Annotated in this window: 12 protein-coding genes; 5 read left to right on the top strand and 7 right to left on the bottom strand. The window is 70.4% G+C overall.

Annotated features, from left to right (window positions below; genetic code table 11):
• Positions 1 to 2: 2 nt before the first annotated feature.
• On the bottom strand, positions 3 to 707 hold the full coding sequence (locus CHC05_RS13140; RefSeq protein ID WP_089248304.1) for an ACT domain-containing protein: 705 nt from the start codon (positions 705 to 707) through the stop codon (positions 3 to 5).
• 129 nt (positions 708 to 836) lie between these two features.
• Here CHC05_RS13140 and CHC05_RS13145 point away from each other — a divergent pair, with 129 nt between their 5' ends.
• Both CHC05_RS13145 and CHC05_RS13150 read left to right on the top strand, forming a co-directional pair.
• Positions 837 to 1865: a phosphotransferase family protein gene (locus CHC05_RS13145; RefSeq protein WP_089248306.1), complete on the top strand. Its 1029-nt coding sequence runs from the start codon at positions 837 to 839 to the stop codon at positions 1863 to 1865.
• A complete protein-coding gene (locus CHC05_RS13150) occupies positions 1865 to 3079 on the top strand; it encodes an acyl-CoA dehydrogenase family protein (protein ID WP_089248308.1) in 1215 nt (404 codons plus the stop codon). Before CHC05_RS13145 ends, CHC05_RS13150 begins: the two co-directional genes overlap by 1 nt.
• On the opposite strand, the gene CHC05_RS13155 is transcribed toward CHC05_RS13150, so the two are convergent.
• Complete coding sequence (locus CHC05_RS13155; RefSeq protein WP_089248310.1) at positions 3072 to 3800, bottom strand: VOC family protein; 729 nt, start codon at positions 3798 to 3800, stop codon at positions 3072 to 3074. The two genes, CHC05_RS13150 and CHC05_RS13155, sit on opposite strands and share 8 nt — an antisense overlap.
• A gap of 80 nt (positions 3801 to 3880) precedes the next feature.
• On the opposite strand from CHC05_RS13155, the gene CHC05_RS13160 reads away from it, so the two are divergent.
• Positions 3881 to 4462 carry a GNAT family N-acetyltransferase gene (locus tag CHC05_RS13160; protein ID WP_245870815.1) on the top strand — a complete coding sequence of 194 codons (582 nt, stop codon included), beginning with the start codon at positions 3881 to 3883 and terminating at the stop codon, positions 4460 to 4462.
• Positions 4463 to 4517: 55 nt separating this feature from the next.
• The gene (locus CHC05_RS13165) at positions 4518 to 4961 is read left to right on the top strand and encodes a Uma2 family endonuclease (protein WP_245870816.1); all 444 of its coding nucleotides are present in this window, start codon (positions 4518 to 4520) and stop codon (positions 4959 to 4961) included.
• Positions 4962 to 4982: 21 nt separating this feature from the next.
• Here CHC05_RS13165 and CHC05_RS13170 read toward each other — a convergent pair whose 3' ends face one another.
• The 5 genes from CHC05_RS13170 to CHC05_RS13190 form a co-directional block, all read right to left on the bottom strand.
• Positions 4983 to 6029, bottom strand: a complete 1047-nt coding sequence (locus CHC05_RS13170) for a LacI family DNA-binding transcriptional regulator (protein ID WP_089248316.1) — start codon at positions 6027 to 6029, stop codon at positions 4983 to 4985.
• 23 nt (positions 6030 to 6052) lie between these two features.
• Complete coding sequence (locus CHC05_RS13175; protein WP_089248656.1) at positions 6053 to 7411, bottom strand: GH1 family beta-glucosidase; 1359 nt, start codon at positions 7409 to 7411, stop codon at positions 6053 to 6055.
• Positions 7412 to 7413: 2 nt separating this feature from the next.
• On the bottom strand, positions 7414 to 8256 hold the full coding sequence (locus tag CHC05_RS13180) for a carbohydrate ABC transporter permease (RefSeq protein ID WP_089248318.1): 843 nt from the start codon (positions 8254 to 8256) through the stop codon (positions 7414 to 7416).
• Between the two features lie 11 nt (positions 8257 to 8267).
• Positions 8268 to 9233, bottom strand: coding sequence for a carbohydrate ABC transporter permease (locus tag CHC05_RS13185; protein ID WP_089248320.1), 966 nt, complete (start codon positions 9231 to 9233; stop codon positions 8268 to 8270).
• 84 nt (positions 9234 to 9317) lie between these two features.
• Positions 9318 to 10613, bottom strand: coding sequence for an ABC transporter substrate-binding protein (locus CHC05_RS13190; RefSeq protein ID WP_089248322.1), 1296 nt, complete (start codon positions 10611 to 10613; stop codon positions 9318 to 9320).
• 257 nt (positions 10614 to 10870) lie between these two features.
• Here CHC05_RS13190 and CHC05_RS13195 point away from each other — a divergent pair, with 257 nt between their 5' ends.
• Complete coding sequence (locus CHC05_RS13195; RefSeq protein WP_089248324.1) at positions 10871 to 13450, top strand: DUF4062 domain-containing protein; 2580 nt, start codon at positions 10871 to 10873, stop codon at positions 13448 to 13450.
• The last annotated feature ends 18 nt before the right edge of the window (positions 13451 to 13468 follow it).

The raw sequence follows: 13468 nt of genomic DNA on the forward strand, positions 1-13468 counted from the left end.
CACTACGCGGACACCGGTGGCGCGCTGACCAGGTCGAGCCGGTCGCCGAGGATCATCGCGGCGGCCCGGACGAGCTGGGCCAGCCGGTCGACCTCGCTGATGTGGAACGCCGCGGCCGGCAGCTCCTCACCGGCGCCGCGGGCGGTGACCAGCACCAGGCCGGCCCGGCCGAACGGCGCGACCGCGTACCGCATGCCCTGTGGTCCGTCGAGCGGCCGGGCCCGCAACGGGGTGACCTCCGGGAGCACCGGCGGCTCCGGTGCCCGCCAGCTCGCGCAGGCGACCGCCGGGGCCGCACCCGGAGCCGAACCGGCCCGGGCCGCCCAGTCGGCGGGCACCACCACGGCGGCCGCCCAGTCCGCGGCCAGCAACCCCGGCACGGCGTCGACCAGGGTGGCCAGTCCGTCGGCCGGGTTGGCGGCGAGTTGGCCGAGCAGCTCCGCGTCGTGGCCGCTGGTGGTGGGCGCGCCGATCGCCCGCCAGATGCCGTCGACGTGCACGCCTGGGATCGCACCGAGCCCAGCGCGCAGCCGCTCCAGCCGGTTGCTGCCCGGCCATACGACGGTGAAGTCGTCGACGGCGCGGCCACCCATCCGTTCCAGCACGACGACCTGGACGATGTCGGCACCGGAGACGCCCAACGTGCGCGCCACCTGACCGAGCGCCCCGGGCCGGTCGGGAAGGGTCACCCGCAACCGCAACAACATCCCCCGTCTCCCCTCGCTCGCGTTAGGGACAAGCCTGCCGGCTGACCATTTCGTCCCTGTTGCCGAGCCATGTCCCGGCAGATACAACCTCGGCTTGACACCGTGAACGGCGTGCCCTCAACTGTTCAGATGACCTCGGAGGGGCCGGCTGGGCTCGATGTGCGTAGTCTGTCCGGCTACCTGGGCGCGGAGGTCACCGCGACGCTGATCCCCGGCGGCCGGTCGAACCTGACCTATCACGTGGTCGCGGCCGGCGAAGACCTGGTGCTGCGCCGCCCACCGCTGGGCCACGTGCTGGCCACCGCGCACGACATGGGCCGCGAGTTCCGCGTCATCTCCGCGCTGGCGTCGACGCCGGTGCCCGTACCCGAGACGGTCCGGTTCTGTCCAGACGAGACGGTGATCGGCGCACCGTTCTATCTGATGCGCCGCGTCGACGGCACGGTCTTCCGCAGCCACACGCAGACCGACCCGCTGGGCGCGGACCGCCGTCGCGACCTGGCCTTCGCGATGATGGACACGCTCGCCGCGCTGCACACGGTCAAGCCCGACGAGGTCGGGCTCGGCGACTTCGGCCGCCCCGACGGCTTCCTGGCCCGCCAGGTCCGGCGCTGGAGCGGCCAGCTAGACAAGTCCCGCAGCCGCCCGCTGCCCGATGTGGACGCGCTGCGCGACAAGCTGGCCGCGAGCATCCCCGACCCGGTCGGGCCCGGCGCGATCGTGCACGGCGACTACCGGCTCGACAACCTGATCGTCGCTCCCGACGGCAGCGCCATCCGCGCGGTGCTCGACTGGGAGATGGCCACGCTCGGCGACCCGCTGACCGACCTGGGCCTGCTGCTGACCTACTGGGACGTGCTCGGCGGCCCGGCCGCGGCGGGTGCCGCGGGGGTCGTCTCCGACGGGATCGGCCCCCGGGCCGGTTTCCCGAAGGGCGCCGAGCTGATCGACCGGTACGTGGCCGCCGGCGGCGTCGACGTGGGCCCACTGGACTGGCACGTGGCACTCGGCTGCTTCAAGCTGGCCGTGATCGCCGAGGGGATCTACTACCGATTCACACTTGGCCAGACCGTTGGCGAGGGCTTCGAGCGGTTCGCCGACATGGCCGCTCCGCTCACCGCGCACGGGCTCGCCGCACTCGCATCCGTGGAGGGCTGATGGACTTCGGGTTCGATCAACGCACCGGCGAACTGCACGAGGCGGTCAACGACTTCCTGACCGAGCACGTCTACCCGGCCGAGGCGGTGTTCACGGCCCAGGTCGAGCGGGCCGAGAACCCGTGGACCCGGCCGCCGGTCATGGAAGAGCTCAAGACCGAGGCCCGCCGGCGCGGCCTGTGGAACCTGTTCCTGCCCGGATCGCACGGCGCCGGCCTGACCAACTTGCAGTACGCGCCGCTGGCCGAGTTGCTGGGCCGCAGCCCGCACCTGGCGCCCGAGGCGCTCAACTGCGCCGCGCCCGACACCGGCAACATGGAGTTGCTGGCCGAGTTCGGCTCGCCCGAGCAGCAGGCCCGCTGGCTCAGCCCGCTGCTGGAGGGCACGATCCGGTCAGCGTTCTGCATGACCGAGCCCGACGTGGCCTCGTCCGACGCGACCAACATCGCCACGACCATCCGGCGCGACGGCGACTCGTACGTGATCGACGGCCGCAAGTGGTGGTCGTCCGGCGCGATGGACCCGCGCTGCGAGATCTTCATCGTGATGGGCAAGACGGACCCGTCGGCCGAGCGGCACAAGCAGCAGAGCATGATCCTCGTGCCGCGCGACACCCCTGGTGTGACGGTCGAGCGGGGCATGACGGTCTTCGGCTTCACCGACGGCACGCACGGCGGCCACGCGGAGATCTCGTTCGAGGGGGTACGCGTACCCGCGGAGAATTTGATCGCCGCCGAGGGCGACGGCTTCGGCATCGCCCAGGCCCGCCTCGGCCCCGGCCGGATCCACCACTGCATGCGGCTGATCGGCATGGCGGAGCGGGCGCTCGAACTGCTCTGCGGGCGGGTGGCCGCGCGCGCGGCGTTCGGCAAGCCCCTCTCCGAGCAGGGCGTGGTGCGCGACTGGATCGCCGAGTCCCGGGTGCGCATCGAGCAGGCCCGCCTGCTGGTGCTCAAGACGGCCTGGCTGATGGACACGGTCGGCAACAAGGGCGCGCACACGGAGATCCAGGCGATCAAGATCGCGACGCCGTCGATGGCCGAGTGGGTGATCGACAAGGCGATCCAGGCGCACGGCGCGGCCGGCGTCAGCCAGGACACGCCGTTGGCGGCGCTCTGGACCTCGGCCCGCACGCTGCGGCTCGCGGACGGCCCGGACGAGGTGCACCGCGCCTCCCTGGCCCGCCGCGAACTGCGCAAGTGGTCCCTCAACTGAGCCACTCGTCGAGCAGCGTGGGGTCGGCGACGGCCGACCTCACGCTTTCTCTCTCCGCCGGGCTCAGGTCGAGCTCGCGCAGCCGCGCACCCCACTGCTCGACCGGCTCACCCAGGGCCGTCGACAGCTCGACGAGCTGAGCCAGCGCCGACGCCCGCTCGACCTCCGACGCGGCCTCGCCGTGGCGGCGCAGTCCGGAGTTCAGTGCCCGGAACGCGGCCTTGTCGTCCTCCTTGAACTCGCGCAGGATCCGCGCGTTGTCCAGCACCTTCGCCAGGCCCTGCAGCGCCTTGTCCCCGCCGTACTCGAGCTCCGCGGGCTCGTCCCGCTGGATGAAGACGATCGAGTTGCCGGACGGATCCATGATCGTGAACCGCGAGGCCCCCGCCCGGTAGCGGGTGATCCGGGGCAGCCCCTTGGCGAGCACCTTGCCGTGTTCCGCGCGCATGGTCGCGGCGAACTCCGCGTGGTAGGGCGCCACCTCGTCGACCATCACCAGCGCGCCGCCGGTGGTCTCCTCGGCCGGGTCGACGCCGGTGGGCGGGCGCCCGTAGTGCAACTGGACGCCGCGCCACTTGAACGCCAGATAGAGGTACGGCTTGCGCTGCTCCCAGATCGTCTCGAAGCCCAGGGCCCGCCAGAAGGCCAGGGTCTCGTCGGGGGCGAGGCAGGGCAGCAGCGGAACGGTGGTCTCGTTGGCCGGCACGCGCTCGTCAAGCATCCGCCGGAGTCTGCCAGGCCGGGCCGCCGGGCGCACATACGCGGATGCGAGCCCGACTCACTGTTTGGCACCATGGCCTGGTGCTGGATGAACCGAAGCTCGAGCTGCACCCGACCTACCCCGTGCGCACGGAACGCCTGCTGCTGCGCCCGCTGACCGCCGCCGACACCGACGCCCTGCTGGCCTACCGAAGCCTGCCGGACGTGTGCCGCTACGTGCCGTTCGAGCCGATGTCCCGCGAGGTGATCGCGGACCGGCTGGCCGGGATGTGGTCCCTCACCTCGCTGACCGACGAGGGCCAGGCCCTGACCCTGGGCGCGGAGCTGGCCGAAACGGGCGAGCTCGTGGGCGACGTCGTCCTGTTCCTCCACAGCCGCACCCACCGCAGCGGCGAGCTCGGCTACATGATCAACCCCCAGTTCGAGGGCAAGGGGTACGCGACGGAAGCGTCCCGCGCGATGCTCCGGCTGGCCTTCGAAGACCTGGGCCTGCACCGCGTGATCGGCCGCATCGACGAACGCAACGAGCCGTCGGCCAAGGTCCTGCGCCGCCTGGGCCTGCGCCAGGAAGCCCGCCTGGTGCAGAACGAATGGTTCAAGGGCGAGTGGAGCACAGAACTCGACTTCGCGATGCTCGCCGACGAGTGGCGCGCCCAGGGTTGACACACGTCGTGTCCGTCGCCTCCAGCGCATCGAGCTCTTCGACGGGAGTCTTCTCGTGAGTCCGGCACCGAGCAAGCGCCACCAGCGGGTGAGCCGCAAGCTGGCCGCGATGCTCGACGTCACAGCCGAGCCTGCAGGGCTGATCGTCTACAAAGCGATCGACCTCCGTCTCAAGGCCGATCGGGTGGTCATTCCAGACCTCGTCGTCGCTGACACCGACGAGGAAGGCTCGGTGGTCGAAGCCTCCGAGGTGCGTCTGGTCTGCGAAATCGTCTCGCCGAGCAATGCCATCGCTGATCGCGTCTTGAAGATGCAGCTCTACGCGATGGCCGGTATCCCGGCATACCTCTTGGTCGAGACCGAAGCCACGACACCGCTGCTCCGGCTGTTCGTGCTCCACGGCGAGCATTATGTGCTCGCGGCCGAGGCCGGACCGGGCGGGCACCTGCGCACGTCGGAACCCTTGCCGTTGGAGATCTCGGTGGCTGGGCTCGCCTGAGCTCAGGCGAGCCCAGGGACTCTAGGCGCTCTCGCGTTCGACGAGCCAGGTGTCCAGCACGACGTGCGGCTGGGTGATCTCCTCACGGCGGATGCGGGCGACCAGCAGCCGGGCCATCTCGCGGCCCATCTCCTCGATCGGCTGGTGCACCGTGGTCAGCGCCGGGTTGGCCTGGCGGGCGATCGGGGCGTCGTCGAAGCCGACCACGGAGACCTCCGCCGGCACCGACCGGCCGGCCTCCTGCAGCGCGCGGACCGCCCCGTACGCCATCAGGTCCGAAGCGGCGAAGACCGCGTCCAGGGTCGGGTTGTCCTCGAGCAGGCGGCGCATCGCCGCGGTGCCGCTGGCCTCGCTGAAGTCGCCGTAGCCGATCAGCTTCTCGTCGACCTGGGCGCCGAGCGCCTCGACCGCCTGGCGGTAGCCGGCGAGTCGGGTGACGCCCGCGCCCATGTCCTGCGGGCCGGCGATCGTGGCGATCCGGCGGCGGCCCCGACCGAACAGGTATTCCACCGCCTGCCGGGCACCGCCGGCGTTGTCGACGTCGACGTAGTAGGCCTCCTGGGCGTCCGGCTGGAGCATCCGGGCCGGGCGGCCACCCAGCACCGCCGGCAGCCCGCGCTGCTCCAGCAGCGTGGGCAGCGGGTCGGCGTCGTGCAGCGAGAGCAGCAGCACGCCGTCGATGTGCTGGTTGGTCAGGTGGTGCTCGATCCGCTCGCGCTCGGCCGGCGACTGCGCCATCGCCAGCCAGAGCTGCATCGACGTGTCGAGCAGGCCCGAGCTGACGCCGCGCACGATCGCCGCGAAGAACGGCTCGCCGAAGACCCGCTCCTCGGACTCCGAGACGACCAGGGCGACCGAGTCGGTGCGCTGGGTGACCAGGGCCCGGGCCGCGCGGTTCGGCACGTAGCCGAGCTCGGCGATCGCCGCCTGCACCGCCGCCCGGGCCTCCGGGCTGACCTGCGGTGAGCCGTTGACGACCCGGGAGACGGTGCCCCGGCCGACCCCGGCCCGGGCGGCCACCGCGTCCAGGGTCGGCCGACCTAGCGACCGGGTTCGTTGGGTCGTCATCGTTTACTCCTCCGCAGGCGGCCTTATTCTGCGGCCAGTCCGTTACGTCGGATCACGTCGGCGTACCACCTGGCGCTGGTCTTCGGCGTGCGGAGCTGCGTCGCGTAATCGACATGGATCATGCCAAAACGCTTCGTGTAGCCCCACGCCCATTCGAAATTATCCATCAGCGACCAGGCGAAGTAGCCCCGCAGGGGCACCCCTGCCTCGATCGCCTCCTGGCAGGCGCGCAGATGGGCGTCGAAGTACGCCACCCGCAACGGATCGGACACCTCGCCGTCGACCACCTCGTCGACGAACGCCGCGCCGTTCTCGGTCACGTAGAGCGGCACCGCCGGATACTCCGCGTGCAACCTGGTCAGCGTCTCGACCAGACCGGGCGCGTCGATCTCCCAGTTCATATCGGTGACCGGCAGCCCTCTGGTGACGAACCGGACATCCTCGCTGCCGGGCCAACAGGTCTGCTTCCGCCAGTACGGCGTGGGCACCTCGCCGACCACCGGCGCACCCACCACATGCCGGCTGTAGTAGTTGACGCCCAGGACGGACAACGGCGAAGAGATGACAGCCAGATCCCCATCGCGTACGTGGGACATGTCGGTCACACCGGACAGGTCGGAGACGACGTCAACCGGGTACGCACCGCGCAGCAGCGGGTCGAGGAAGATCCGGTTGGCCAGCCCGTCGATCCGCCGGGCCGCGTCGAGATCGGCGGCGGACGAGGACGCCGGCGAGATCGCGTACAGGTTGAGCGTGATCCCCGCCGACCCGATGGCCTGCAGCGCCAGCCCGTGACCCAGCATCAGGTGGTGTGCAGCCCGCACCGAGTCGCCGGGATCGGTGCGGCCCGGTGCGTGCGCGCCCGAGCCGTAGCCCAGGAAGGCCGAGCACCACGGCTCGTTGAAGGTCGTCCAGAACCTCACCCGGTCGCCGAGCGCCTCGTGGGCCAGCGCCGCGTAGTCGGCGAACCGCCGCGCGGTGTCCCGGGACGGCCAACCGCCCGCGTCCTCCAGCTCCTGCGGCAGGTCCCAGTGATACAAGGTCACCCACGGCTCGATGCCGTTCTCCAGCAGCTCGTCGACCAGGCCCCGGTAGAAGTCCAGGCCCCGCCGGCTGGCCGGCCCCGTGCCGCCGGGCTGGATCCGCGGCCACGACAACGAGAACCGGTACGAGCGCAGCCCCAGGTCGGCCATCAGCTTCACGTCGTCGCGGTAGCGGTGGTAGTGGTCGCACGCGACGTCCCCCGTGTCGCCATTGACGGTGCGGCCGGGAGTGTGGCTGAAGGTGTCCCAGATCGAGGGCGTACGCCCGTCCTCGGTGGCCGCTCCTTCGATCTGATAGGCCGCGGTGGCGGCGCCCCAGAGGAAATCCGGTGGGAACATGGTCACGACTTGACGGCGCCTTCCATGATGCCGCCGATGATCTGACGGCCGAACAGGATGAACACGAGCAGCAGCGGCACGGTGCCGACCGCCGTCGCGGCGAAGACCTGCGAGTAGTCGGTGTAGTAGGCGTACGACAGGAACGCCAGCGAGACCTGCAGCGTCGGGTTGTCGTTGGTCAGTGCGGCGTACGGCCAGAGGAACTGGTTCCAGGTGTCCATGAAGGTGAGCAGGCCGAGCACCGCGGCCGCCGGACGCAGCGCGGGCAGCACGACGTTCCAGTAGATCCGGAACGTGCTGCACCCGTCGACCCGCGCCGCCTCGATCAGCTCGTCGGAGACCGCCTGGGTGGCGTACTGGCGCATCATGAACACGCCGAACGCGCTGACCAGGAAGGGGATCGTGACGGCGTAGAGCGTGTCGTACCAGCCCAGGTCCTGCATCATCCCCCAGAGCGGGATCAGGCCGAGCTGGGTCGGCACCATCATCGTCACGACGATGGCGAGCAGCAGCCCGTTGCGACCCTTGAACCGCAGCTTGGCGAAAGCGAACCCGGCCAACGTGCCGGACAGCACGACCGCGACCGTTACCACTGTGGACACGATGACGGAGTTGACCACGCCCTTGACGAAGTTGGCGGCGTCGTTGTCGAGCACCCGCTGGAAGTTCGCGCCGAACGCGTCGCCCGGCGTGAACGGCGGCGGCACGGAGTTGATGGCGTCCAGGCTGCGGGTGGCGATGACGAACATGTAGTAGAACGGATAGATCGACGCCAGAACGGCGAGGACCAGCGCGATGTACGTCAGCGGGCTGGTCTTCCAGAGGCGGGCGGAGGCCGCGACCATCGTGGGCTCCCTCACTTGACGGTACGGCGGACGACGGCCAGGTTGATCGCGGCGATGATGCCGATCAGCACGAACAGAGCCCAGGCGATCGCGGCTCCGTATCCGGCCGTGTTCAAGCTGTTGATGCCCTTCTCGTACATGTACATGGCGAGCGTCTGGAACTCGCGCTGCGTACCACCGCGCATGTTGCCGTTGCCGAAGAGCAGCGGCTCGGTGAAGAGCTGCAGCCCGCCGAACGTCGACAGCAGCACGACGAAGACGAACGTGGGCGTCAGCATCGGCAGGGTGATCCGCCAGAACTGCCGCCACTGGTTGGCACCGTCGATCGAGGCCGCCTCGTAGAGGTCGCGCGGGATCGCCTGCATGCCGGCGAGGAGGATCAGCGCGTTGTAACCGGTCCACCGCCAGTCGACCATGAACGCGATCGCGGTCCACGAGCTCCACCGCTCCGCGTCCCAGTCGATCGGGTCGACGCCGACCACGCTGAGCAGCCAGTTGGCGACGCCGAAGTCACGCTGGAAGAGCATCGCGAAGACGATCGCCACCGCCGCGACCGAGGTGATGTTGGGTACGAAGATGGCCATCCGGAACAGCGTCTTGCCCCGCAGCCGGGTGCGGTTGAGCAGGTTCGCGAGGAACAGCGCGAGAACGAGCTGCGGGATCGTCGCGACGACGAAGATGCCGAGCGTGTTGACCAGCGCGTTCCAGAAGTAGTCGTCCTTGAGCAGCTCGGCGTAGTTGTCGAAGCCGATGAAGGTGTGCTCGCCGATCATGTCCCAGTCGTGCAGGGACATCCAGGCGGTCTTGGCCATCGGGTAGAGCCCGAAGATGCCGAACACGATGAAGAACGGTGCGATGTAGACGTACGGCGAGTACTTCATGTCCCAGCGGGCGCGCTTGGCGCTGCCGGTGTTCCGGTGCCGGGGCGGCCGGGTCGGCGCGGGCGGCGCCGGGCGCGCGGGCGTGGCGAGTGCCATGGTGGTGTCCTTTCTGGACCGTCGAACCCGGGCGACCGTGCGGAAGGGCCCTTCGCACAGAAGGGCCCTTCCGGTCGGGTTCCGTCAGAAGGCGCCCTGGGTCGCGGCGTCCTTGATGAACTGGTCCCAGGCGGCGGCCGCGTTCGCCTCGCCGTTCTCGTAGGCCCGGAGGGCCGGCTCCATCGCCTGCTCCTTCACGGCCTGGTGCTTCGGGCCGAGGTGGACCGGCTTGATGCCCTCGACGCTGCCGCCGAAGATCTTGCCAGTCGGCGCGTCACTGAAGTACGGGTTCGTGTACGACTGGAAGTCCGGGTTCTTCAGCGCTTCCAGGTTGGTCGGCAGTGGGCCCTTGAGCTTGAACGCCGCCACCTGGCTGCTCGCGCTGGTCAGGTACTCGGCCAGCTTCGCGGCCTCGGCCTTGTGCTTCCCCCGTTCAGGCACACCGAGCCACGAGCCACCCCAGTTGCCGGACTTGCCGGGCACACCGGCGACGTCCCACTTGCCCTTGTTCTCCGGACCGGAGTTGTCCTGCACGATGCCGAGCATCCACGAAGGACAGAAGGTCGCGGCGAACGTGCCCTGCTTGAAGCCGGCGCTCCACTCCGGCGACCAGGTGGCCGTCTTCGCGGTGATGTTGGCGTCGACCATCTGCAGCGAGGTGTCCCACGCCTGCTTCACCGACGCGCTCTTGTCCGCGACGATGTTGTCCTCGGCGTCGTAGAAGATGTCGCCGCCGATCTGCATGGTGATCGCGCTGGCCGCGGTGGTGACCGAGTCGAGCAGGCCCTTGCCGGTCTTCTCGCGGTACTTCTTGCCGGTCTCGATGAACGCCGGCCAGTCGGGCCAGAGCGCGGTGACGGCGTCGCGCTCGACCGGCAGGCCAGCCGCCTTGAACAGGTCGGTGCGGTAGCAGACCGCCAGGCTGCCGACGTCGGTGGGCAGGCCCATCAGCCGCCCGTCGGCGGCCTTGCCCAGCTCCCACTTCCACGGCAGGTATTCCGTGCTGTGGTCCTTGACCAGCGGCGTCAGGTCGGCCCAGTTGGCCGGGTTGGTCTTGAACTCGTTGAGGATGCCCTCTTCGAGTGCGACGACGTCGGCGACGCCCTTGCCGGTGGCCAGGCTGCGCACGATCTTGGGGCGGTACTCGTTGAGCTGGGCGGTCTTGCGCAGCTCGACCTTGATGCCGGTGTCCTTCTCGTACTGCTTGACCAGTTCGTCATAGCCGAACTCGCCGAAGGTCTCGACGACCAGCTTGTCGGGCTTGCCGCCGGCAGTGGTGCCGCTGTCGCCCTCGTCACTGCCACAGGCAGTGACGCCGAGCACGAGTGCGGTACCTGCGGCGAGCGCGACCAGCTTGCTTCCGCGTCCGCTGACGCTCATCCAGGACCCCTCTCAGGTCAGGAGATGCAAGTGGTGGGGTTGGTCAGGCGAAACCCGGATGCGTCGTGTTCCACGGTTCCCGGGAGCGCTCCCACGAGATTGCCGACAGGTTTCGCCGGCGTCAATACCAATCGATGGGAGCGTTCCCATATCGTTATGGGAGCGCTCTCTGGGCGCGGTCGGTGAGACCCGTTCTACGCATTGGCGCTGTTGGCAGGTACCTTCGGTGGCCGTACGGGGGGAAGTGATGGTTTTTCATGGCAAGCTCAGGCGAGCCGGTTTCCGCGCGCAACGTGATCCACACACCGGACCGCAGGTTACGGGTGTTCGTCTCGTCGACGCTGGAAGAGCTCGAGCCTGAGCGACTCGCCGTCCGGGACGCCATCTCCCGCATGCGCCTGGTCCCGGTGATGTTCGAGCTGGGCGCCCGACCGCACGCGCCGCGCGACGTCTACCGGGCGTACCTGCAGCAGAGCCAGCTCTTCATCGGCGTCTACTGGGAGAGCTACGGCTGGCTGGGGCCCGAGGCCACCGTCTCCGGCCTCGAGGACGAGTTCCGGATGTCCGGTCACCTGCCGAAGCTGATCTACGTCAAGTCACCGGCGCCGAACCGCGACCCGCGACTGACCGCGCTGCTCGACCGGATCCGGGACGACGCCCGGGTCAGCTACCGGCATTTCCACTCGGCCGACGAGCTGCGGCGCGTGGTCGGCGAGGACATCGCGCTGCTGCTCACCGAGCGGTTCAACCCACGGCCCGCCCAGCCGGCCGAGCCGGAGCCGCTGCCGCGCGACGAGCTGCCCATCCCGCCGAACCCGCTGCTCGGCCGCACGGCCGAACAGCGGGCGTTGCTGGACCTGTTGACCGACCAGGACGTGCGCCTCGTCACGCTGATCGGCCCGGGCGGAGTGGGCAAGACCCGGCTGGCGATGGAGCTCGGCTCCGCGCTGCGCGACACCTTCACCGACGGTGTGCGGTTCGTCGACCTGTCCGCGGTCACCGACCCCGCGCTGGTGCCGGCCGCGCTCGCGCAGTCGCTCGGGCTGCGTACCGTGCCCAACCGTCCCCCGATCGAGGACCTCGTCACCTACCTGCGCAACCGCTCGCTGCTGCTGGTCGTCGACAACATGGAGCACGTCGCGGACGCCTCGCCCGTGCTCGGTGCCGTGCTCAGCGCGGCCTCCGGCGTCACGATCCTGGCGACCAGCCGGGTCCCGCTGCGGCTGACCGGCGAGCACGTGTTCGCCGTGCCGCCGCTACCCGTGCCGGCGGTCAACGAGGACCCGACGACGGCGGTCCGCCGCGACGGCGCGGCCCGGCTGTTCGTCGAGCGGGCCCGCGCGGTCAAGGCCGACTTCGCCGTCAGCCCGGAGAACGCGGTGGCGATCGCCGAGATCGTCCGCCGGCTCGACGGCCTGCCGCTGGCCGTCGAGCTCGCCGCCGCCAAGGTCCGGGTGCTCACCCCGCAGGCCCTGCTCAACCGGCTGACCAGCCGGCTCGGCACGCTCACCGGCGGCGCCCGCGACCTGCCGACCCGCCAGCGCACGCTGCGCGACGCCATCGCCTGGAGCTACCAGCTGCTGCCCCGGCGCGAGCAGGAGCTGTTCGCCCGCCTCGGGGTGTTCGCCGGCGGTTTCGACCTCGACGCCGCCCGCGCGGTCGCCGGCGTGCCCGCGCGCTACGCCGGCCTGGACGCGCTCACCTCGCTGGTCGAGAGCAGCCTGGTCAAGCAGGAGACGGGCGACCGCGAGCCGCGTTTCACGATGCTCGGCATCATCCGCGACTTCGCCCTCGAGCGGCTGCGCGAGGTCGGCGACTGGAAGGACACCCACGACCGGCACGCCCGGCACTACCTGGAGTTCGCGGAGCGAACCTCACCGCCGCTGGGCCGCACGACGACCAACCCCCAGTCGCTCGACGTGCTGGAGAGCGAGCAGGACAACCTGCGGGCGGCGATGACCTGGTTCATCGACACCGACCAGCTCGAGGACGCGGTCCGGCTCGGTTGGGTGGTCTGGGTCCTCTGGTGGATCCGCGGCCGCAGCGACGAGGGCGCGCGCCACATCGAACGGGTGCTGGAGAAGGCGGAGGCGCTGTCCCCCAAGGCGTACGCCCGGCTGATCTTCGGCGACGGCGCGATGTCGTTCATCACCGGGCAGCTCGTCCGGGGCCGGACGCAGCTCGAGAAGGCGCTGCCGCTGCTGCGCGAGATCGGCGACGAGGACGCCACCGCGCGGACGGCCGGGATGCTCGGCCAGCTCGCCCTGGCCCGCGGCGACTACGACCTGGCCCGCGAGCTGCTGGAGGAGACCCGGCAGATCAGCGAGCGGCTGGGCGAAGAGTGGATGATCGCGCTCTACTACACCCGGCTCGGCCTGGTGCCCCTGGGCGAGGGCGACTTCGCCTCCGCGACCGAGCACTTCGCACACGGGTTGCGGCTCGCCCGCAAGACCAACGACCACCTCGGCGAGGTCGTCGCGCACTACAGCCTGGCCGTCACGGCGCTCGCCAGCGGCGACGCGGACACCGCGGCCACCCAGCTGCGCTCGGGCCTGCGGGTCGCGGCCGACGCCGGCGACGAGGCCGGTGCCGCGCTGTTCCTGGAGGCGATGGCCAACCTGGCGGCGCGGGACGGCGCGATCGACCGGGCGGTCCGGTTGGTCGCGGCAGCCCGCAAGCTGCAGACCGTCACGGGCGCGGCCTGGATGCGGGCGTACGTGCCGGCCTGGCCGACCGGCGGCGAACCCGAGCTGGACGCGGCCCGCCATCCCGGGGCGTGGGCATTGGGCACCGCGGACAACCTGGGTTCGGCCGTGGCCTACGCGCTGGAGGGCTAGCCGGTAACGTCCCGGCAC

The sequence above is a fragment of the Asanoa hainanensis genome (assembly GCF_900188485.1).
Taxonomy (GTDB): Bacteria; Actinomycetota; Actinomycetes; order Mycobacteriales; family Micromonosporaceae; genus Asanoa; species Asanoa hainanensis.

Coding starts and splice junctions, on each gene's coding strand:
- CHC05_RS13140 (WP_089248304.1), bottom strand. CDS start 707: ATGTTGTTGCGGTTGCGGGTGACCCTTCCCGACCGGCCCGGGGCGCTC.
- CHC05_RS13145 (WP_089248306.1), top strand. CDS start 837: ATGACCTCGGAGGGGCCGGCTGGGCTCGATGTGCGTAGTCTGTCCGGC.
- CHC05_RS13150 (WP_089248308.1), top strand. CDS start 1,865: ATGGACTTCGGGTTCGATCAACGCACCGGCGAACTGCACGAGGCGGTC.
- CHC05_RS13155 (WP_089248310.1), bottom strand. CDS start 3,800: ATGCTTGACGAGCGCGTGCCGGCCAACGAGACCACCGTTCCGCTGCTG.
- CHC05_RS13170 (WP_089248316.1), bottom strand. CDS start 6,029: ATGACGACCCAACGAACCCGGTCGCTAGGTCGGCCGACCCTGGACGCG.
- CHC05_RS13175 (WP_089248656.1), bottom strand. CDS start 7,411: ATGTTCCCACCGGATTTCCTCTGGGGCGCCGCCACCGCGGCCTATCAG.
- CHC05_RS13180 (WP_089248318.1), bottom strand. CDS start 8,256: ATGGTCGCGGCCTCCGCCCGCCTCTGGAAGACCAGCCCGCTGACGTAC.
- CHC05_RS13185 (WP_089248320.1), bottom strand. CDS start 9,233: ATGGCACTCGCCACGCCCGCGCGCCCGGCGCCGCCCGCGCCGACCCGG.
- CHC05_RS13190 (WP_089248322.1), bottom strand. CDS start 10,613: ATGAGCGTCAGCGGACGCGGAAGCAAGCTGGTCGCGCTCGCCGCAGGT.
- CHC05_RS13195 (WP_089248324.1), top strand. CDS start 10,871: ATGGCAAGCTCAGGCGAGCCGGTTTCCGCGCGCAACGTGATCCACACA.